The following is a 20,791-nucleotide window of genomic DNA, read 5'->3' as shown; positions in this document are numbered from 1 at the left end:
AGGAGGCGGACATGGACTACCGGACCGGATCGAGCCTTGGATCGCGCAGGCAGTGGTGGGAGCAGTCGCGCCGACGCAGCCGCACGCATTCGCTGATCGGCCTGACCGCGCTGCTGGTGGCGATCGGCTTCAGCCTCGCGGCCTGCTCGCCCAGCGACGGCAGCGACTCGACCACGGTGGCGGTCGCCGGTGACGTGCCGATCGCCTACGCCAAGCGTTCGACCGCCATGTCGATCAACCCGACCGATGGCACGCCCTTCGCGCCCGGCGGCGACCTGATGATCCGCGAGAAGTCCTCGCCCAGCGCGCCCGAGCACAACATCACCGCCGCCTTCACCCAAGGCGTCGGCGATGTCGCCGACCCCGAGGTCTCCTACGACGGCAAGAAGATCGTGTTCGCGATGCGCTGCCCGGCCACGAACACCGCCAAGATCGACACGCTGCCGGCCTGCACCGGCCACTGGAACATCTGGGAGTACGACATCAGCCGCGGGCTCACCGGCGGCAGCTTTCGCCGGCTGACCAGTTCGAGCCAGGACGACGACGTCGATCCGGTCTACCTGCCCGGCGGCCAGGGCGTGGTGTTCGCGTCCAACCGCCAGACCAAGTCCAGGCTCAACCAGGCGGTCGGCCAGAGCTACTACGCGCTCGACGAGTACGAGCGCGAGCGCGTGCTCAACCTGCACACGATGGACGCGACGGGTCAGAACATCACCCAGATCTCGTTCAACCAGAGCCACGACCGCAACCCGGTGGTGCGCCCCAACGGCGACATCATGTTCTCGCGCTGGGAGCATGTGGGCCCGCGCAACCGCTTCGCGATCTTCCGCACCAAGCCCGACGGCACCGACATGTTCGTGCTCTACGGCGCGCAGAGCCCGGGCAACAGCTTCCTGCACCCGCGCGACATGGACCCGAGCGGCCCCTACAAGGGCTACGTCGCCTCGTCGCTGATGTCGCTCTCGCGCACCCAGGAGGGCGGTGCGCTGATGTTCATCGACGCCGCCAACTACTCCGAGCACAACACGCCGGCCAACAGCACGGTACCGGCCCAGGGCGGCCAGAAGGAAGTGACCGCGCAGGCGCTCAACCAGGGCCGCGGCCTGTCGCTGGCCGGCCGCGTCACCGCGCCCTACCCGCTGTGGGACGGCACCAACCGCGTGCTGCTGGCCTACCGGCCCTGCGAGGTCACGCGCAAGGGCGTGGTGGTCTCCTGCGCCACGCTGACGGCGGCCGAGATCGAGCGCCTGAGCGACGACGAGCGCATGGAGTCCGACGTGGCCACCGACGAGCTGCAGGACAACGTGCCCGCGTACTACGCGATCTACATGTTCAACCCGGCCAACCAGACCTGGCTGAACGTCGCCGCGCCGCCGTCCGGCTTCATGTTCACCGACCCGATCGCGCTGGTCGCGCGGGCCGAGCCGAGCTCGACCGCGCCGACCACCGTCGATGCGGCGCTCGCGGCCCAGGGCCTGGCGCTGATCGAGGTGCGCAGCGTCTACGACACCGACGGCCTCGAGCGCATGGGCGAGCCGGCCCTCGCCGCGGCCGACCTGCCGCCCGGCTGCACGGTCGGCATCGCCAAGACCCGGCCGGCCGACGCGATGGACACGCGGGCCCAGGTTGCCGACCTCGTGAAGATCAAGGACCCGGCCGACGCCGCCTACGGCTGCGCCCCGGCCCGCTTCGTGCGAGCCACCCGCGCCGTGGCGCCGCCGTCGAGCGCGATGGGCCTGCGCTCGGCGATCGGCGAGACCGAGTTCGAGCAGCAGCAGATCCTCGGCTACGCGCCGGTCGAACCGGACGGCTCGTTCAAGCTGCAGGTGCCGGCCGACGTGCCGCTGGCGCTGGCCATCGTCGATGCCAAGGGCCGCGGCATCCAGACCCACCTGAACTGGATCCAGGTCCGGCCCGGCGAGCGTCGCACCTGCGACGGCTGCCACAGCCCGCGCCGCGGTGCGGCGCTCAACTCGGGCGCCGTCGTCAACACGATGCCGGCCGCGCTGCGCAGCGCGCTCACCGGTGCCCACCAGTCGGGCGAGACCATGGCGGCACTGCGCACCCGGCTCGACCCGACGCTGCTGAACCTGGTGCCCGACATGGTGTCGAGCGATGTCTGGGCCGACACCAGCAAGCCCGGCGTCACCGCCCGCGCCTCGATCGCGATCCGCTACACCGGCAACGCCAGCGCCGCCGACGACCTGGCAACCCCGGCGCCGGTCAACGGCATCATCAACTACCCGCAGCACATCGCGCCGATCTGGACCCGCGCCCGCGGCACGAACGGTGCCCACACCTGCACCGCCTGCCACGCCGACAGCGTCAAGCTCGACCTGCGCGCGACCATCAGCGGCACCGGCCGCCTCAGCTCCTACGAGGAACTGCTGCTCGGCGACCCGCTGCTCGACGCCAACGGCCGGCCGCAGACCCGCATCATGGACGGCGTGCCGGAGATCGTGCGCGGCGCCGCGCTGGTCGAGACCATGGCCGGCAACGCCGGCGGCATGGCGCGCAGCAGCCGGCTCGCCGAGATCCTGTTCGGCGAGACGCTCAAGGCCGGTGCCGAGGCCCTGGCCGCGCACCCGAACCCGCCGGCCACCGCGCCCGACCACTCCACGCTGCTCAACGCGGCCGAGAAGCGGCTCGTCACCGAGTGGATGGACCTCGGCGGCCAGTACTACAACAACCCCTTCGACGGCGGCGTGCAGTCGGTCGCCACGCTCAACGAGACCACCTTCACGGCCCAGGTGCTGCCGGTCCTGCGCAACAGCTGCGCCGGCTGCCACCAAGCCGGCGGCAACAGCGGCGCGGCAGGCGCGGCGGCCTCGTTCCGCGGCAACCGCTTCGTGCTGACCGGCAGCCCGGAGGGCGACTTCGGCGTCACCCTGTCGATGATCTCCGACACCTGCAACCCGGCCTCGAACTACCTGCTGAGCCGGCCCTCGCTGGTGCCGCACCCGGCCGGCGCCACCGCGCAGACCACGGCGCCGCTGCCGGCAGGCAGCACCGACTACAACAGGATCGCGAGCTGGATCAGCAGCGGTTGCCCACGACCATGAGTTTTGTTGTCGAAGACCGCGCCGGACGCCTCGTTCGCTCCCGAGCTTCCCGCCGACGCCCCCGCATCGCCGCTGCCGCCTGCCTCGCCGTCGCCGGCCTGGCAGGCGGGCTCGCGGGCTGCGGCGGTGGCGACGGCGAGAACCCCTTCGGCAACCCGCCGCTGGTCGCCAACCCCGAGAGCAACTCGGGCCAGAAGCTGTCGTACGTCTACTTCCAGAAGTGCATCAACCCGATCCTGCTGGCCCAGCTGCAGAGCGTCCAGGGTGGCACGACGACGACCAACACCTGCGCCAGCGCCGGCTGCCACAGCAACGCCAGCGGCACCGGTGGCGCGCTGCGCGTGGTGCCCGAGGCGCAGGCGCTGGACCTGAGCAACGCGGCCAACACGGCCGAGGTGATCCGCGCCAGCGACATGTACAAGAACTTCTACTCCTCGCAGGGCTCGACGGTGCCCGGCTCGCCGCTGCAGAGCCGGATGCTGACCAAGCCGCTGGTGCAGGGCGTGCTGCATGGCGGCGGCCTGATCTTCGAGAACGAGCAGGACCCCAACGCCAGGCTCATCAAGTACTGGATCAGCCGTCCGATGCCGCAGGGCCAGGACGAGTTCAGCAACGCCGCCAACACCATGTTCACGCCGGCCGATCCGCAGGCCGGGACGTGCAACACCCAATGATCGCGAGCCGCCCGATGGCGCCGCCACAGCGCGGCGCGGAACGCCTTTTGGCTCTGCTGCACGGCGCCGTGCCGTGGCTGCTCGCCGTCCTCGTCGTGTTCGGCGCGACCGGCATGAACGTGGCGCGGGCCGCCGAGCCGGCCGTCGAGCGGGTCAAGATCACCGACCCGTACATCGAGCTGCGAACCGGCCCCGGACGTGGCTACCCGATCCACTTCGTCGCCGCGCGCGAGGAGTGGATCGAGATCACGCTGCGCCACACCGACTGGTTCAAGGTGCGCACCGAAGGCGGCAAGGAAGGCTGGGTCCAGCGCGAGCAGCTCGCCACCACGCTGACCGAGGCCGGTGGCCTCAAGAGCTTCCGCGACGTGGTGCTCGACGACTACCTGCATCGCAAGCTCGAGATGGGCGCGGCCTGGGGCGCGTTCAAGTCGGAGCCGATGCTCAAGCTCTGGGCCGGCTGGCGCTTTGCCGAGGCACTCGCGGTCGAGGCCACGATCGGCCAGGTCCAGGGCGTCTATTCGGGCACCGACTTCTGGCACCTCAACCTGATCGGCGAGCCCTGGTCGGACCAGCGCTTCTCGCCCTTCGCCGGCATCGGCTTCGGCAAGTTCCGCAACGTCCCGAACGCGAGCCTGGTCGGCGCCCTCGACACCAACGTCAACCTCGCCAACGCGATGGTCGGCGTGCGCTACCACCTGACCGATCGCTTCGTGCTGCGCGCCGACTACAGCATCTACACCGCCTTCGTCGCCGACAGCCGCAGCACCGAGTACCGCGCCTTCACGGCCGGGGTTTCGTTCTTCTTCTAAACGATCATGCGCCTCAACAAGACCTCAACCGCCTTGCTGCTCGCCAGCCTCGCCGCCGCTGCGGGCGCCATCGCGCCGAGCGCCGCGCTGGCCCAGCAGACGAACGCCACCAACGAGCAGGTGGTGGTGCCCGAGGTCGACCGCCGCGACGTGCGCAAGCCGCGCTATCCGTCGAACGACTTCTCGATCGGCCTCTTCGGCGGCACCTACGGCACCCAGAACTTCGGCTCGAGCCTGGTCGGCGGCATCAAGCTCGGCTACCACATCACCGAGGACTTCTTCGTCGAGGCCGCCTACGCCCAGACCAAGGTCAGCGACGAGGCCTTTCGCCAGATCCTGCCCGGCGGCGTGTTCGCCGACCAGACCGAGAAGCTGAGCTACTACAACCTCTCCGGCGGCTGGAACGTGCTGCCGGGCGAGGTCTTCATCGGCCGCAACCGGGCGCTGGCCTCGCAGCTGTACCTGATTGCCGGCGTCGGCAGCACCAGCTTCGTCGACCAGAACCGGCAGACCATCAACTTCGGCTTCGGCTACCGCGTGTTCCTCACCGACCACGCCGCGCTGCAGCTCGACGCACGCGACCACATCTACTCGCTGGACATCCTCGGCAAGCGCCAGAGCACCCAGAACCTCGAGCTGACGTTCGGGTTCGCGTACTTCTTCTGAACCACGCGTGACCGCAGTGAATCCCATGATCTCCCGACGCCGGCTGACAGGCTCCCTGCTCGGGCTCGCCGCCAGCCTGGGCGCCAGCGTCTGCGCCGCCGCCGCGCCGATGAGCGGCGTCGCGCCCGACTTCACGCTACGCACCACCGAAGGCCCGAACCTGCGCCTGCAGGAGCAACGCGGCCGGGTCGTGCTGATCAACTTCTGGGCCACCTGGTGCGCACCCTGTCGCCAGGAGATGCCGCACCTGAACCGGCTCTACGAGAAGTACCGAGGCTCGGGCTTCGTGCTGCTCGGCGTCAACGTCGACGAGGACCCGCGCAACGCGGCCAGCCTGGCCGCGCGGCTCGGCCTCAAGTTCCCGGTGCTGCTCGACGCCGACAAGCAGGTCAGCCGCCTCTACCAGCTCAGCACCATGCCTTCGACCGTGGTGATCGACCGCAGCGGGCGCGTGCGCTACCTGCACCGCGGCTACCGCGACGGGCTCGAGCTCACCTACGACCAGCAGATCCTGGAGTTGCTGAAGGAATGAACACCCCTGCCCTGCTTCGTCGCGCCACCGCACTGCTCGCGCTGATCGCCGGCGGCGCCCTGCTCGGCGGCTGCGCGCCGATCGAGCCCTGGGTCAAGCCCTACGAGCGCGAGCGCCTGGCCGACCCGATCATGAAGTTCGATGGCGGCCTGGCCGACAAGCACCGCGAGCACGTGCTCGTGGTGCGCGAGGCTGCACGCGGCGCCACCGGCGTGCAGGGGGGCGGCTGTGGCTGCAACTAAGCACTGGCTGGCGCGCCTGCTGGCCCTGCTGGCCGCGCCGCTCGGCGGCCTGCTCGCGGCCGGCGGCACGCGCGCGGCCGAGCTGCCCGAGGATCGCGGCGACGCGATGTTCCACCTCTACGACGGCGGCGGCGTGCGCGCCAGCGGACCGGCGCTGCTGGTGCGCAAGAGCATCGCCGACAAGGTCTCGCTGTCGGCCGGCTACTACGTCGACATGGTCAGCAACGCCTCGATCGACGTCGTGACCACCGCCAGCCCGTTCAAGGAAACACGCAACGCGGTCGATCTCGGCGCGGTCTACGCGGTGCGCGACTCGCTGCTGACGCTGTCGCTGGCGCGCAGCACCGAGCCCGACTACGTGGCCAGCAGCGCCAGCCTCGACATGTCGCAGGAGGTCTTCGGTGGCATGACGACCATCGCGCTCGGCTTCACGCGCGGCTCCGACGAGGTCAGCAAGACCGGCTCGCCCGAGTTCGCCGACTACGCCAAGCACTGGCAGTACCGGCTCGGCGTCACCCAGATCCTCACGCCGCGCTGGCTGATGAGCCTGAACTTCGAGGCGGTCTCCGACGACGGCTTCCTCGGCAGCCCCTACCGCGTCGCGCGCGCCTTCGGCGCCATCGTGCCGGAGCGCAATCCGCGCACCCGCTCGAGCCGCGCGATCAAGCTGCGCTCGGTCACCGCGGTCGGCGAACAGGGCGCGGTGCGCGCCGAGTACCGCTACTTCTGGGACACCTGGGACATCGGTGCCCACACGCTCGAGGCGGGTTATGCGCGCCACATCGGCGAGCGCTGGATCGCCGACGCCCACGCGCGCTACTACACGCAGAGCAAGGCGCTGTTCTACAGCGACAACGCGACGACCGACACGCTCTACCTCTCGCGCAACCGCCAGCTCGGTACCTTCACCAACACCGGGCTCGGCGCCAAGCTGGCCTACACCTTTGCCGGCGCGCCGGGCAAGTACGAGCTCAAGGCCAGCGGCAGCTACGAGCTGCTGCGCTTCGACTACGCCGACTTCACCGACCTGCGCACCGGCAAGCCCTACGCCTTCAACGCGCATGTGCTGCAGTTGCTGGTGACGGCCATTTTCTGAGATCGAGAGACCACGCCATGTTCTTCAGCAAGCAATGGATCACCGGCGCGGGCCTTGCGCTCGCGCTGCTCGGCGGCACGCCGGCATGGAGCGCAGACCCGGCCGCGACGACGACAGCGGCACCGGTGGCAGCGGCCGCCGCCGCCGCACCCGCTGCGGCCGCCAGCGCACCGGCCAGCCTCGACGCCCGCGTGCAGGATCTCAAGGGCGATGTGATCCGCCTCAACCGCGACCTGCTGGTGCTCGAGGAGGAACTGCTGTTCCCGGCCAGCACCCAGGTCGCGCTGTTCGTCTCGATGGACGTGGGCAAGCTCTTCGAGCTCGACTCGGTGCAGATCAAGCTCGACGACAAGCTGGTCACCAACTACCTCTACACCCCGCTCGAGGTGCAGGCACTGCATCGCGGCGGCGTGCAGCGCATCTACCTGGGCAACCTGAAGGCGGGCAAGCACGAGATCGTGGCCTTCTTCACCGGCAAGGGCCCGCACGAGCGCGACTACAAGCGCGGTACCACGATCAAGTTCGACAAGAGCACCGAGCCCAAGTACATCGAGCTGCGGATCAAGGACTCGCAGGCCAAGCTGCAGCCCGAGTTCGAGGTCAAGGTCTGGCAGTGAGCGGCATGGACCGGAAATTCTCCCTGAACGCGATCGCGCGGCGACTGGCCGGCGCGGTTGCCGTGGCGTCGCTGCTCGGCGCCGCGGTGCCGGCGAGCGCCGCGCCGCCGGCCCAGCCGCAGCACGTGATCAAGGACCCGCACTACGGCGACGGCCTGTTCCATTTCTTCCAGGACCAATACTTCGAGTCGCTGACCAGCCTGATGGTCTCGCAGCATTTCGACCGCGTCGCGCAGCATGCCGACGAGGCCGAGATCCTGCGCGGCGGCCTGCTGCTGTCCTACGGTCTGCACCGCGAGGCCGGCCAGATCTTTGCCCAGCTCATCGAGCGCGGCGCGCCGCCCAAGGTGCAGGACCGGGCCTGGTTCTACCTGGCCAAGATCCGCTACCAGCGCGGCTTCCTGGCCGATGCCGCGGCCGCGCTCGACCGCATCGGCGGCGCGCTGCCGCCGGCGCTCGAGGAAGAGCGCGGCCTGCTGCGCGCCAACGTGATGCTGGCCAGCGGCGACGACGCCGGCGCCGCCAAGGTGCTCGCCGCCATCCCGCCGACCAGCGGCGCCGGGCTCTACGCGCGCTACAACCTCGGCGTCGCGCTGCTTCGCAGCGGCGAGACCGAGCGCGGCACCAAGGTGCTCGACGAGGTCGGCCGGCTCAGCGCCACCAAGGCCTTCGCCGGCGAGGAGTTCCGCGCGCTGCGCGACAAGGCCAACGTCGCGCTCGGCTTTGCCGCGCTCAAGGACGAGCGGCCGCAGGACGCGCGCAACTACCTCGAGCGGGTGCGACTGAACGGCCCGCAGTCGAACAAGGCGCTGCTCGGCTTCGGCTGGGCCGCGGCGGCGCAGAAGCAGCCGAAGCTGGCGCTGGTGCCCTGGACCGAGCTCGGCGGCCGCGACGCCAGCGACGCGGCGGTGCTCGAGGCCCGCATCGCGCTGCCCTACGCGCTGGCCGAGCTCGGCGCCTACGGCCAGTCGCTCGACCGCTACAACGAGGCGCTCGCCGCCTTCGCCCAGGAGGGCAAGGCGCTCGACGAATCGATCGCCGCCGTTCGCGGCGGCAAGCTGATGAACGCGCTGCTCGACAGCAACCCGGGCCAGGAGATGGGCTGGTTCTGGACCCTCAAGGCCCTGCCCGAGCTGCCCCATGCCTCGCATCTGGCGCCGCTGATGGCCGGCCACGAGTTCCAGGAAGCTTTCAAGAACTATCGCGACCTGCGCTTCCTCGCCGGCAATCTCCAGAGCTGGCAGGACAAGCTCGGCGTCTTCGGCGACATGCTCGCCAACCGGCGCCAGGCCTTCGCCGAGCGGCTGCCGAAGGTGCGCGAGCAGGCCAAGGACAGCGGGCTGCCTGCATTGCAGCAGCGCCGCGAGTCGCTCGCCGGCGAGCTGGTCAAGGCCGAGACCGACGCCGACGGCGTGGCCTTTGCCAACCCGCAGCAGCGTGCGCAGAAGACGCGCATCGACGACGCCGGCCAGAACCTGAAGGCCGCGACCGCCACCCTGCCCGCGCCCGAGGCCGCCGACGCCGCCGAGCGCCTGCGCCGCGTCTCGGGTGCGCTGACCTGGCAGCTGGCGCAGCAGCATCCCGAGAAGTTCTGGGACGCCAAGCGCGCGCTGGCCGCGACCGACACCGCGCTGGCCGAGGCCACGCAGCGCGATGCCGCGCTCGCCAAGGCACAGGTCGAGGAGCCACTGCGCTTCGAGAAATTCGCGGCCCGCATCGCCGAGCTCGACCGCCGCATCAAGGCCCTCAACCCGCGCGTGGCCGCCCTCAGCCGCGAACAGCAGCGCCAGGTCGAGGACATCGCGGTCGCCGAACTCCGGCAGCAGCAGGAGCGGCTCGCGGTCTACGGCACCCAGGCCCGCTTCGCGGTCGCCCAGTTGCAGGACCGCGCCACCCAGAACAAGAGCGATGAACATGCGGCCAAGCAATAGTCCGCCATCGCCGCTGCGGCCATTGATCGCGAGCCTCGTCGCCGCCCTGCTGGTCGGCACGCTCGCGGGCTGCGCCGGCAGCGGTAAGCGCGCCGCCAAGCCCGACACCGAGCCCACGCTCAAGAGCCTGGCCGGACGCAAGGTCGAGGTGGCGCCCGACAAGGGCATCGAGGGCAGCGAAGAGAAGGCGATCGCGGCCTACAGGAAGTTCCTCGAAGTGGCGCCCTCGGCGCCGCAGCGGGCCGAGGCGATGAAGCGCCTGGGCGACCTCGAGATGGACAGCGTCGACCGCCGCCTGGCCGACGGCAAGGAAGGCGCCGGCACCCAGCTGCCCAGCGGCGCGCCCGACTACCGCGCCGCGATTGCGCGCTACCAGGCCTACCTGCTCGCCTATCCCAAGGCCCAGGGCAACGACCGCGTGCTCTACCAGCTCGCGCGCGCGCAGGAACAGGGCGGCGAACTCGAGGCGGCGCTGCGCACGCTCGACCGCCTGGTCGTCGAATACCCGCAGACCGCGCTGCGCGACGAGGCCCAGTTCCGTCGCGGCGAACTGCTGTTCACGACGCGCGACTACGCGCGCGCCCAGCAGGCCTACACGCTGGTGCTCAAGGGCGAGGCCGGCAACCGCTACCGCGACCGCGCGCTCTACATGCAGGGCTGGTCGCTGTTCAAGCAGGGCCAGCTCGAGGAGGGGCTGAAGTCCTTCTTCGGCGTACTCGACATCAAGGTCGCCGACCTCGGTCCGGCCGCCGAGGCCGAGGGCGGGCTCGACGCCCTGCCCGGCCTCAGCCGCGCCGACCGCGAGCTGGTCGAAGACACCTTCCGCGTCACCAGCCTGAGCCTGGCGAACCTGCAGGGCGCGGAGTCGATCCCGCCCTACATCGACAGCCCGGCCCGCAAGCGCTACGAGTTCCGCGTCTACCAGCAGCTCGGCGAGCTCTACATCAAGCAGGACCGCACCAAGGACGCCGCCGACACCTTCGGCGCCTTCGCGCGCCGCCAGCCCTTGCACGCGCAGGCGCCGGTGCTGCAGGCGCGCGTGATCGAGATCTACCAGGCCCAGGGCTTTGCCACGCTGGCGCTCGAGGCCAAGAAGGACTACGTCTCGCGCTACGGCGTCGATGGCGAGTTCCGACGCGCCAATCCGCAGGGTTGGAGCAAGGCGCAACCGCTGGTCAAGACCCACCTGGCCGAACTGGCGCGCCACTATCACGCAACGGCTCAGAAGAGCCACGCCAAGGCCGACGTGCAGGAGGCGGTGCGCTGGTACCGCAGCTACCTGGTCTCGTTCCCGAACGAGCCCGAGGCCGCGACCAGCAACTTCCTTCTCGCCGAGCTGCTGTTCGAGGACAAGCAGTTCCTCGAGGCCGCGACCGAGTACGAGAAGAGCGCCTACGGCTACCCGCGTCATGCCAAGAGCGCCGATGCCGGCTACGCCGCGCTGCTGGCTTACGCGGCGCAGGAAAAGCAGACCGCGGCCGCCGAGTTGCCGGCGTTGCAGAAGACCGGCGTCGAGAGCGCGCTCCGCTTTGCCAAGGCCAACCCGACCGACCCGCGCACCGGCAGCGTGCTGACCAACGCCGCCGAACGGCTCTACGCACTGAAGGACGGCGAAGGCGCGGCCACAGTCGCGCGACAGGTGCTGGCGCTGGCCCCGCCCGCCGCGCCGGCGCAGAAGCGCGTGGCGTGGACGGTGCTCGCGCACACGGCCTTCGAGCGCGGCGCCTTCGCCGAGGCGGAGAAGAGCTACGCCGAGGTGCTGGCGCTGACGCCCGAGAAGGACGCCGGCCGCAACGAGCTGGTCGAACGCCTCGCGGCCTCGGTATACAAGCAGGGCGAGCAGGCCCGCGCCGAGGGCAAGGCACGCGACGCGGTGGACCACTTCGCGCGCATCGCCAGCGTCGCGCCGGCATCGGCGGTGCGTGCCACCGCGCAGTACGACGCGGCGGCCGCGCTGATCGGCCTCAAGGACTGGGATGGCGCCGCGCGCACGCTGGAAGACTTCCGCCAGCGCTACCCGAATCATGCGTTGAAGGACGAGGTCGGGCCGAAGCTGGCGCTGGTCTACCTCGAGCAGGGCAACTGGTCGCAGGCGGCGGGCGAGTTCGAGCGCGTCGCGGCCACCAGCAAGGACCCGCGGCTGGCGCGCGAGTCGCTCTGGCAGGCGGCCGAGCTGCACGAGAAGGCGAGCCTGAAGTCGGGCTCGCGCGCGGCCGCGACCAAGGCCTGGGAGCGCTATCTCAAGCAATACCCCCAGCCCTTCGAGCCGGCGCTCGAGGCGCGCTCGCACATGGCCAGGCTCGCCAAGCTGGACGGCAACGCCGCGCGCGAGCTGGCGCTGCAGAAGGAGATCTTCCAGGCCGACCAGGGCGCCGGCAGCGCCCGCACGCCGCGCAGCCGCACGCTCGGTGCCACCGCGGCGCTGGCGATGGCCGCGCCGGCCTTCGACGAGTACCGCAAGGTCGCGCTGGTCGAACCGCTGGCGAAGAACCTCAAGCTGAAGAAGGCGCGCATGGAAGAGGTGCTCAAGGCCTACGCGGTCGCCGCCGACTACGGCGTGGCCGAGGTCACCACCGCCTCGACCTACCAGACCGCCGCGGTCTACCAGGACTTCGGCAAGGCGCTGCTCACCTCGCAGCGGCCGAAGAAGCTGTCGAAGGTCGAGCTCGAGCAGTACGACGTGCTGCTCGAGGAGCAGGCCTTCCCCTTCGAGGAGAAGGCGATCGAGCTGCACGAGACCAACGCGCGCCGCGCCGCCGAGGGCGTCTACGACCCGTGGGTGCGCAGCAGCTTCAAGGCACTGGCCGTGCTGCGGCCGGTGCGCTACGGCAAGGCCGAACGCAGCGAAGGAGTCATTGATGCGATCCGTTGACCACCCCCGCAGCGCCTGCGGCGCCTCCCCCTCGAAGGGGGCGACGCGAGTGGACCGGCGGAGCCGGATCCACCGCGTCTGCTGGCCAGGCCAAACTCTGCTTGCCGCGCTGGTGCTCGCGCTCGCCGGTTGTGCTTCCGGTCCAAAGCCGACAGCCGCCGTCGCCAACGCCACCGCCACCACGCCGGCTGCAGCGCCGCAGCCGGCGCCGCAAGCAGCACCACCCAGCCCCGAAACCCAGCGCGCCTTCGACGACGCCCGCCGCGCGCTGGCCGCCGGCCGCAGCGACGAGGCCGCGCGCGGCTTCATGGCGATCGCGCGGGCGCACCCCGAGCTTGGCGGCCCGCACGCGAACCTCGGCCTGATCCATCGCCAGGCCGGCCGCGACGCCGAGGCGGTGGCCGAACTCGAGCGTGCGGTGCAGGCCAGCCCGCAGCAGCCGCAGTACCTCAACCAGCTCGGCATCGCCTATCGCCAGCAGGGTGCCTTCGACAAGGCGCGCGCTTCCTACGAGCGCGCGCTCGAGGCCGACCCGGTCTATGCCGCCGCCACGCTCAACCTCGGCATCCTGCACGACCTCTACCTCGGCGACGGCGCGCGCGCGCTCGAGCTCTACGAGCGCTACCTCGCGTTGTCGACCGACAAGGACCCGCAGGTCGGCAAGTGGATCGCCGACCTCAAGAACCGCAAGCCGCCCGCGCAGCGCGTGGTCAGCGGCAAGAAGGAGCAGTCATGACGAGGACCCCGTCGACCGCGCTAGCCTTCGCAGGCCTGGCATCGCTGTGGGTGGCGCTGGCCGCGCCGGCCCTGGCCCAGGACCGCGCGGACATCGACCGCACCCAGATCATCGGCAACCGCGAGCTGCCGAAGGTGCTCTACATCGTGCCGTGGAAGAAGCCGCAGGCCGGCGATCTCTCGGGCCGGCCGGGGCAGAGCGTGCTCGACGAGGCGCTGGCGCCGGTCGATCGCGACGTGCTGCGGCGCCAGCTTCGCTACAACGACCAGATCCAGGCCAATACGCTCTCGGTCGCGCCACCCGCGGCCGTGCCGCAAGTCAGCAAATGAACCGCCCCCAATTTCTTTCGGAGTAACCAGCGATGAACGCATTCCAGACCGCCGTCAAGTTCTTCCAGGACTCTGGCCTTTTCATCTACCCCAGCCTGCTGATCATGGCGATCGGCGTCTCGATCGCGATCGAGCGCTTCATCTTCCTGAACCGCACGCGCACCCAGAACCGCCAGCTCTGGGCAAAGGTGCAACCGATGCTGCAGCAGGGCCAGTTCAAGGAGGTCCACGGCGTGACCGCCAAGAGCGACGCCGCGATGGGCAAGATCGTCCACTACGGCCTGACGCGCATGCAGAGCGCCGGCCGCCGCGAGGACATCGACAACGCGATGGAGGAAGGCATGATGGAGATCGTGCCGCGCCTGGAAAAGCGCACCCACTACATCGCGACGCTGGCCAACGTGATCACGCTGGTCGGCCTGCTCGGCACCATCATCGGCCTGATCAAGGGCTTCACCGCGGTGGCGCAGGTCAACCCGGCCGAGAAGGCCGAGCTGCTGTCGGCCTCGATCTCGATCGCGATGAACAACACCGCATTCGCGCTGATGGTCGCGATCCCCTTCCTGCTGATCCACGCCTTCCTGCAGGCCAAGACCAGCGAGATCGTCGACGGCCTCGAGGCCGCCAAGATCAGCTTCCTGAACCTGGTGCAGCGCCTGCGCGCCGAACAGACGCCGGCCGCACGCTGAAGCAGCCCACCCGTCTTCAGGAGTAAAGATCATGCGAGTCCGACGCCCGCGCAAGCAGGCCGCGCATCTGGAGATCACGGCCTTCATCAACCTGATCGTGGTGCTGGTGCCGTTCCTGCTGTCGACCGCGGTGTTCTCGCGGCTGGCGGTGCTGGAGCTGACGCTGCCCGCGCAGTCGAGCGGCGCCGGCCAACTGGAGGAGAACAAGCTGCTGCTCGAGGTGGTGCTCTGGCCCGAGCGCATCGACGTTGGCGGCCGCATCGGCGGCCTGCGCCAGAGCATCCCCAACCTGGCCGGCGGCGGCTACGACGTGGCGACGCTGTCGGCGCTGATGGTGCAGCTCAAGAGCGAGCACCCGCAGGAGCTGGAGGCCACGATCCTGGCCCAGCCCGACACGCCCTACGACGCGCTGGTCAAGGTGATGGACAGCGTGCGCAGCACCTACGTGACCCAGGGCCCGAAGATCATCCGCGACGAGCTGTTCCCGAACATCTCGATCGGCGATGCGCCGGTGCCCAAGAAGGTGGCGGCACGATGAAGCTGACCCCGCTCCAGAAGCGCGCCGAGCGCAAGGCGCGCAACAACACCGCGCTCGACATGAACCTCGTGGCGCTGATCGACATCTTCACGATCCTGATCTTCTTCCTGCTCTCGGGCGCCTCGGGCGTCGAACTGCTGCCGAGCCCGAAGGCGGTGAAGCTGCCGGCGTCGACCGCCGAGCAGTCGCCCAAGGAGACGATCGTCGTGATCGTCAGCGAGCAGGACATCCTGGTCGACGGCCGCAAGGTGGCGTCGGTGGCCGAGGTGATGGCGCGCAACGACGACCTGATCGAGCCGCTCAAGGCCGAGCTCGAACTGCTCGGCGGCCGCCAGGCGGTGCGCGCCGAGAACCAGGCCAAGAGCAAGTCGGTGACGATCATGGGCGACCAGTCGATCCCGTACCGCCTGCTGCGCAAGGTCATGTACTCCAGCGCACGCGCCAACTTCAGCGACGTCTCGTTCGCGGTGCGGCGGAGGGACGGCGTATGAGCGCCGCGATGAGCGTCTCCTTCCGCCCGCAGGTGCTGCCGTGGGCGACGCTGGTCGAGGATGAGGCGCGGTTCAAGCGCATCCTCGGCCGCGTGCTGGTCGGCGTGACGATCCTGTGCCTGGCGATGCTGCTGATGCCACGCCCCGAGATCGACCGCACGCAGGCGCAGGAGCTGCCGCCGCGCTATGCCAAGCTGCTGCTCGAACGCGAACTGCCTCCACCGCCGCCACCGGTGGCAGCGGCGCCAGCCAAGCCTGAGGCCGCCAAGCCCGAGGTCGAGAAGAGCCCCAGCGCCACCAAGCCCGACCCCAAGCGACCCGAGCCGCCGAAGGCCGCGATCGCGCCCGAGGCACGCAACCCGCAGCCGAACAAGGCGCCGGGCGAGGTGGCCATCGACAACGCACGGCGCAAGGCCGCCGGCGTCGGCCTGCTCGCGATGTCGGACCAGCTGGCCGAACTGCGCGGTGCACCGGTCGCGGTGCAACTGAAGCAGGACATCAAGCCGGGCGCCGGGGTCGGCACCGGGGTCGGTGTCGGCGTCGGCTCCGGCACCGAGGCCGGCGTGCCCGATCGCGCGCTGATCACCTCCAACGCGACCGGTGGCAGCGGCGGCATCAACACCGCCGCCTACAGCCGCAACACCGGTGGCGGCGGCCTCGCCGGCCGTGCAACGACGCTGGTCGAGGGCGCGGCCGGCGGCGGTGGCGGCGGCGGCTACGGCGGCGGTGGCGTGCGCGGCGGCAAGGGCAGCGGCGACGGCACCGGCGCTGGCGGCGGCGGTGCCGGCGGCACGCTCAGCAAGGGCGCCAGCGGCAAGGCCTCGCGCTCGATCGAGGAGATCAAGCTGGTCTTCGAGCGCAACAAGGGCGCGATCTACGCGATCTACAACCGCGCGCTGCGCGAGGACCCGGCGCTGCAGGGCAAGGTCGTGCTCGAGCTGAAGATCGCCCCCGGCGGCAACGTGGTCGAGGTGAAGATCCTCTCGAGCGAGCTCAAGGCAAGCGAGCTCGAGGCCAAGCTGCTGGCGCGCATCCGCCAGTTCGACTTCGGCGCCAAGGACGTGGACGTGATGGTCGTGAGCTGGCCGGTGGACTTCCTGCCGTCGTGACGACCTGATTGATGCGAAGCGTCGATGGCCGCCAGGCCGTCGACGCGCTCGCGGCAAGCTGCTTAAACTCCCGAGGGGCCTGCGTGACAGGGCGCCGGGCTGGCGCCGACGCGCCCACACGGAAGGAGAGAAGCCATGTCGCTACGCATCAACGACACCGCACCCGATTTCAGCGCCACCACCACCCAGGGCCAGATCCGCTTCCACGAGTGGATCGGCGACGGCTGGGCGATCCTGTTCTCGCACCCGAAGGACTTCACCCCGGTCTGCACCACCGAACTCGGCTACATGGCCGGCATCGAGCCCGAGTTCACGCGCCGCAACTGCAAGCTGATCGGCCTGTCGATCGACCCGGTCGACAACCACGCGCGCTGGGCCCGGGACATCGAGGAGACCCAGGGCCACCTGCCGCGCTACCCGATGATCGGCGACACCGATCTCGCGGTCGCCAAGCTCTACAACATGCTGCCGGCCGACGAGGCCGGTGGCTGCGACGGCCGCACGGCGGCCACCAACGCAACCGTGCGCTCGGTCTTCGTCATCGGCCCCGACAAGAAGATCAAGCTGATGATGACCTACCCGATGACCACCGGGCGCAACTTCGACGAGATCCTGCGCGTGCTCGACTCGATGCAGATGACCGCAAAGCACAAGGTCGCCACGCCGGTCAACTGGAAACAGGGCGAGGACGTGATCATCGCCGGCTCGGTCTCGGACGATGACGCCAAGGCGCTGTTCCCCGATGGCTGGAAGGCACCCAAGCCCTACCTGCGCATCGTCAAGCAGCCCAAGCCGTGATCTTCGAGCAGATCGCCACCGGTGGCTGCCAGTCCTACCTGGTCGGCTGCGAGAAGACCAGCGCCGGCGCGCTGATCGATCCCGAGGCGAGCCAGGTCGACCGCTACCTGGCGCTGGCCGCGCGCGACGGGCTGCGCATCCGCTTCGTGATCGACACGCACACGCACGCCGACCACTTCTCGGCCTCGCGCCAGCTCGCCGAGCAGCTCGGCGCGCTGAGCGTGATGCACCGCGCGAGCCCGGCGCCGGGCGTGCAGATGCGCGTCGAGGACGGCGAGATGATCGTGCTCGGGCAATTGCGACTGCAGGTGCTGCACACGCCCGGCCACACGGTCGACTCGATGTGCCTGGTGTGCGAGGACCGCGTCTTCACCGGCGACACGCTGCTGATCGGCGGCACCGGCCGCACCGATCTGCCGACCGGCGATCCGGAGGCGCTCTTCGAGAGCCTGTTCGGCCGCCTGCTCAGGCTCGACCCGGCGCTGAAGGTCTACCCGGCGCACGACTACAAGGGCCGCAGCCACTCGACCCTGGGCGACGAACTCGCCACCAACCCGCGCCTGCAGCAACGCGACAAGGCCGCCTTCGTGCAGATGATGCGGCAGCTCGACCTGTCGATGCCGACCCACCTGACCGAGGCGCTGCGCACCAACATGAGCGGCGGCAAGACCGTGGCGCAGATGCTGGCCGAGGCCAGCGCCAGCGTGCCGTTCATGGCGATGGCCGAACTGCTGTCGCGCGTGCAGGCGGCGCCGACCGAGCTGATCGTGCTCGACGTGCGCGAGCGCGACGCCTACGAGGCCGGCCACATCCCCGGCGCGCGGCTCCTGCCGCGCGGCCAGCTCGAACTGCGCGTCAACGCCGAGCTCCCCGACCCCACCGCGCGCATCGTCACCTGCTGCGAGTTCGGCCGCATCTCGACGCTGGCCGCGGCCACGCTGCGCTCGATGGGCTTCCAGCGCGTGGCGGCACTCGACGGCGGCATGAAGGCGTGGCTAGAGGCGGGGTATCCGGTCAGCGCGGGGCCGGGGGCCTGAGGCGACTTCGCACTCGAGGCGCAGGGCCGCTTGCGGCCACGAAGAAACCTTCGTCCCGGAGACGCAAAGCGGCCTGTCGCGGGCGACAACCAACTGCCGTCCAGGCGCGACGAGGTACGACGCACCTCGGTCCCGAAGTCGGCCCCCGGCTGTCATGGTCTGGCAGGACGCTGCACGCCACACCACGCGGCGCGGCAGGTGGGACCGTTTTGATGCAGGCGCCCCTGCAGCGACGCCTGAGGCGCCAGGCTCAGGCCGACAGGGCCTTCATTTCCTTGAACAGGTCGGCCTTGCCCTCGAAGCCGATGCCGGGCAGGTCGGGCAGCGTCACGTGGCTGTTGTCGACCTTCACGCCGTCGGGGAATCCGCCGAAGGGCTGGAACAGGTCGGGGTAAGACTCGTTGCCGCCCAGGCCCAAGCCGGCCGCGATGTTCAGCGACATCTGGTGGCCGCCGTGCGGTATGCAGCGGCTGGGGGACCAGCCGTGCTCTTTCAGCATCTCCAGCGTGCGCAGGTACTCGACCAGGCCGTAGCTGAGCGCGCAGTCGAACTGCAGCCAGTCGCGGTCGGGACGCATGCCGCCATAGCGGATCAGGTTGCGCGCGTCCTGCATCGAGAACAGGTCCTCGCCGGTGGCCATCGGGTTCTTGTAGTACTGGCGTAGCGTGGCCTGCAGTTCGAAGTCCAGCGGGTCGCCCGGCTCTTCGTACCAGAACAGGTCGTACTGCGACAGCGCCTTGGCATAAGCGATCGCGGTCTCCAGATCGAAGCGGCCGTTGGCATCCACGCACAGCTTCTGGCCGTCCTGCAGCACTTCCATGATGGCGTCGATCCGGCGCAGGTCTTCGTCGAGCGAGGCGCCGCCGATCTTCTTCTTGACCACCGTGTAGCCGCGGTCGATGTAGCTCTTCATCTCGTCCTGCAGCTTCTTGTAGTCCTGCCCGGGGTAGTAGTAGCCGCCGGCGGCGTAGACGAAGATCTTGCGGTTGGGCTTGCCGTCGCCATAGCGATCAGACAGCAGCTGGAACAGCGGCTTGCCTTCGATCTTGGCGACGGCATCCCACACCGCCATGTCGATGGTGCCGATGGCCACCGAGCGCTCGCCATGGCCGCCCGGCTTCTCGTTCCTGAACATCGCTGCCCAGATCTTGTGCGGATCCAGGTTCTTGCCGCTGGCGTCGATCAGATCGTCGGCAGGCGTCTCCAGGATGCGCGGGATGAAGCGCTCGCGCATCATGCTGCCCTGGCCATAGCGGCCGTTGGAATTGAAGCCGTAGCCCACCACCGGCTTGCCGTCGCGGATCACATCGGTGACGACGGCCACGAGGCTGAGGTTCATCTTGCTAAAGTCGATGTAGGCGTTGCGGATAGCAGAGCTGATGGGGATGGTCCTCTCACGAATCTCGACGATCTTCACGGGTGTCTCCTGCGGGTCGGTTGGGGTTGCGGTGTCGAAATGATCGTCGGCAACGACGCTCTTGCCCAATGCCGTTTATCTCGTCTTTGATGCCCGGAAAGCACCGCCATGTCGATGAACCTGTCCTGGATCGACGACTTCATGGCGCTGGCGGCCACCGGCAACTTCTCGCGTGCCGCCGCTGATCGCCACATGACGCAGCCGGCGTTCAGCCGCCGCATCCGCGCGCTGGAGGAGTGGCTGGGCGCCGACCTGTTCGATCGCACTTCGCAGCCGGCGCGGGTGACCGAAGTCGGCGAGTGGTTCCGCACCGTGGCCCAGGATCTTCAGGCGCGCGTGGCTGGCATCCCGGGCGAGGCGCGGGCGATCGCCGAAGCAAGTTCGACGGCGCTGCGATTCGCGGCCACGCACGCGCTGTCGTTCACCTTCATGCCCCGCTGGCTGCATGCGCTGGAGGCCCACTCGTCGATGGGCCAACTCCAACTGATGTCCGACACGCAGCAGAAGTGCGCAGCGCTGCTTGCGCAGAACCAAGTGCATTTCATGCTGGCCCACGCGCATCCCGGCGTACGGGGTCCGCTGGACGTGGCCGAGTTTCCGAGCCTGGTCGTCGGCTCCGACGAACTGCTGCCCGTGTCGGCGCCCGACGAGGCCGGCCGGCCTCTGCACGGCCTGCCGGTCAGCGGCAAGGGTGCCACGACGCAGTGGCTCGGCTACAGCGCGGAATCCGGGCTTGGCCGCATCCTGCGCGAACTGAAAGGGCCGGCGCTGGATCGCCTGCACGTCCATCAGGCCTTGACCGCGCACCTGGCCTCGGTGCTGCGGACGATGGCGCTCGACAAGCGCGGCCTGGCGTGGCTCCCACAACTGCTCGTGGGTGACGACATTGCCACCGGCAGACTGGTTGCCGCGGCGCCCGACGAGTGGCGCATCGATCTGGAGATTCGGCTGTACCGCCGTCGTGGCGAGGTGGGCAAAGCCGCCGAGGCGTTCTGGAACTCCGCAACCGCAGCAGCGCAGACAGCCTGAGACGGCGCACGCGGCGGCGGTGCTTTGAAAGCATCGAAGCCAAGAAAACGGGCATTGGCCTTGGCCGAATCGGCCGATGATCATCCGAGTCACAGCGCCCTCAGTGGTGCGCCC

The 20,791-nt window shown here is 69.7% G+C and carries 20 protein-coding genes; 19 read left to right on the top strand and 1 reads right to left on the bottom strand.

All coding sequences use genetic code 11. The features are described 5' to 3' along the window. Positions 1-11 precede the first annotated feature (11 nt). From EV670_RS04195 to EV670_RS04110, 18 genes are all read left to right on the top strand, one after another. On the top strand, positions 12-3,062 hold the full coding sequence (locus tag EV670_RS04195) for an HzsA-related protein (protein WP_165393232.1): 3,051 nt from the start codon (positions 12-14) through the stop codon (positions 3,060-3,062). Beyond that, the gene (locus EV670_RS04190; RefSeq protein WP_130430531.1) at positions 3,059-3,736 is read left to right on the top strand and encodes a hypothetical protein; all 678 of its coding nucleotides are present in this window, start codon (positions 3,059-3,061) and stop codon (positions 3,734-3,736) included. Before EV670_RS04195 ends, EV670_RS04190 begins: the two co-directional genes overlap by 4 nt. A 47-nt stretch (positions 3,737-3,783) precedes the next feature. Next, positions 3,784-4,548 carry an SH3 domain-containing protein gene (locus EV670_RS04185; protein ID WP_242616828.1) on the top strand — a complete coding sequence of 255 codons (765 nt, stop codon included), beginning with the start codon at positions 3,784-3,786 and terminating at the stop codon, positions 4,546-4,548. Positions 4,549-4,554: 6 nt separating this feature from the next. Beyond that, positions 4,555-5,214, top strand: coding sequence for an outer membrane beta-barrel domain-containing protein (locus EV670_RS04180; RefSeq protein ID WP_130430530.1), 660 nt, complete (start codon positions 4,555-4,557; stop codon positions 5,212-5,214). Positions 5,215-5,239: 25 nt separating this feature from the next. Next, a complete protein-coding gene (locus EV670_RS04175) occupies positions 5,240-5,746 on the top strand; it encodes a TlpA family protein disulfide reductase (RefSeq protein WP_130430529.1) in 507 nt (168 codons plus the stop codon). Next, a complete protein-coding gene (locus EV670_RS04170; protein WP_130430528.1) occupies positions 5,743-5,988 on the top strand; it encodes a DUF4266 domain-containing protein in 246 nt (81 codons plus the stop codon). The genes EV670_RS04175 and EV670_RS04170 overlap by 4 nt, the downstream gene beginning before the upstream one ends. After that, complete coding sequence (locus tag EV670_RS04165) at positions 5,975-7,084, top strand: DUF3570 domain-containing protein (protein WP_242616827.1); 1,110 nt, start codon at positions 5,975-5,977, stop codon at positions 7,082-7,084. The genes EV670_RS04170 and EV670_RS04165 overlap by 14 nt, the downstream gene beginning before the upstream one ends. A gap of 17 nt (positions 7,085-7,101) precedes the next feature. Beyond that, complete coding sequence (locus EV670_RS04160; protein WP_130430526.1) at positions 7,102-7,701, top strand: AraC family transcriptional regulator; 600 nt, start codon at positions 7,102-7,104, stop codon at positions 7,699-7,701. 5 nt (positions 7,702-7,706) lie between these two features. After that, on the top strand, positions 7,707-9,632 hold the full coding sequence (locus EV670_RS04155; RefSeq protein WP_130430525.1) for a hypothetical protein: 1,926 nt from the start codon (positions 7,707-7,709) through the stop codon (positions 9,630-9,632). Then, on the top strand, positions 9,610-12,504 hold the full coding sequence (locus EV670_RS04150) for a tetratricopeptide repeat protein (protein WP_242616826.1): 2,895 nt from the start codon (positions 9,610-9,612) through the stop codon (positions 12,502-12,504). Before EV670_RS04155 ends, EV670_RS04150 begins: the two co-directional genes overlap by 23 nt. Positions 12,505-12,616: 112 nt before the next feature. Further along, on the top strand, positions 12,617-13,240 hold the full coding sequence (locus EV670_RS04145) for a tetratricopeptide repeat protein (RefSeq protein ID WP_165393231.1): 624 nt from the start codon (positions 12,617-12,619) through the stop codon (positions 13,238-13,240). After that, positions 13,237-13,569, top strand: coding sequence for a hypothetical protein (locus EV670_RS04140; RefSeq protein ID WP_130430522.1), 333 nt, complete (start codon positions 13,237-13,239; stop codon positions 13,567-13,569). The genes EV670_RS04145 and EV670_RS04140 overlap by 4 nt, the downstream gene beginning before the upstream one ends. A gap of 32 nt (positions 13,570-13,601) precedes the next feature. After that, entirely contained in the window at positions 13,602-14,258 is a 657-nt protein-coding gene (locus EV670_RS04135) for a MotA/TolQ/ExbB proton channel family protein (protein WP_130430521.1), read from the top strand. Positions 14,259-14,289: 31 nt separating this feature from the next. Further along, positions 14,290-14,796 carry an ExbD/TolR family protein gene (locus EV670_RS04130; protein WP_130430520.1) on the top strand — a complete coding sequence of 169 codons (507 nt, stop codon included), beginning with the start codon at positions 14,290-14,292 and terminating at the stop codon, positions 14,794-14,796. After that, positions 14,793-15,287, top strand: a complete 495-nt coding sequence (locus EV670_RS04125; RefSeq protein ID WP_130430519.1) for an ExbD/TolR family protein — start codon at positions 14,793-14,795, stop codon at positions 15,285-15,287. Before EV670_RS04130 ends, EV670_RS04125 begins: the two co-directional genes overlap by 4 nt. An 8-nt stretch (positions 15,288-15,295) precedes the next feature. After that, positions 15,296-16,396 (top strand): AgmX/PglI C-terminal domain-containing protein, encoded by a 1,101-nt coding sequence (locus EV670_RS04120; RefSeq protein WP_242616825.1) that lies wholly within the window; start codon positions 15,296-15,298, stop codon positions 16,394-16,396. A 135-nt stretch (positions 16,397-16,531) separates the two neighbouring features. Next, positions 16,532-17,194 carry a peroxiredoxin gene (locus EV670_RS04115; protein ID WP_130430517.1) on the top strand — a complete coding sequence of 221 codons (663 nt, stop codon included), beginning with the start codon at positions 16,532-16,534 and terminating at the stop codon, positions 17,192-17,194. Beyond that, positions 17,191-18,231, top strand: coding sequence for an MBL fold metallo-hydrolase (locus EV670_RS04110; protein ID WP_130430516.1), 1,041 nt, complete (start codon positions 17,191-17,193; stop codon positions 18,229-18,231). The genes EV670_RS04115 and EV670_RS04110 overlap by 4 nt, the downstream gene beginning before the upstream one ends. A gap of 250 nt (positions 18,232-18,481) precedes the next feature. Here the strand turns inward: EV670_RS04110 and EV670_RS04105 are convergent, their stop codons facing one another. Continuing rightward, positions 18,482-19,648: a mandelate racemase/muconate lactonizing enzyme family protein gene (locus EV670_RS04105; RefSeq protein WP_130430515.1), complete on the bottom strand. Its 1,167-nt coding sequence runs from the start codon at positions 19,646-19,648 to the stop codon at positions 18,482-18,484. Between the two features lie 108 nt (positions 19,649-19,756). Here EV670_RS04105 and EV670_RS04100 point away from each other — a divergent pair, with 108 nt between their 5' ends. Continuing rightward, positions 19,757-20,677: a LysR substrate-binding domain-containing protein gene (locus EV670_RS04100; protein ID WP_341274602.1), complete on the top strand. Its 921-nt coding sequence runs from the start codon at positions 19,757-19,759 to the stop codon at positions 20,675-20,677. The last annotated feature ends 114 nt before the right edge of the window (positions 20,678-20,791 follow it).

The sequence above is a fragment of the Rivibacter subsaxonicus genome (assembly GCF_004217215.1).
GTDB classification, from domain to species: domain Bacteria; phylum Pseudomonadota; class Gammaproteobacteria; order Burkholderiales; family Burkholderiaceae_C; genus Rivibacter; species Rivibacter subsaxonicus.
The sequence above is the reverse complement of the archived record's forward strand: the minus strand, read 5'-3'. Positions and strand labels throughout refer to the sequence as shown.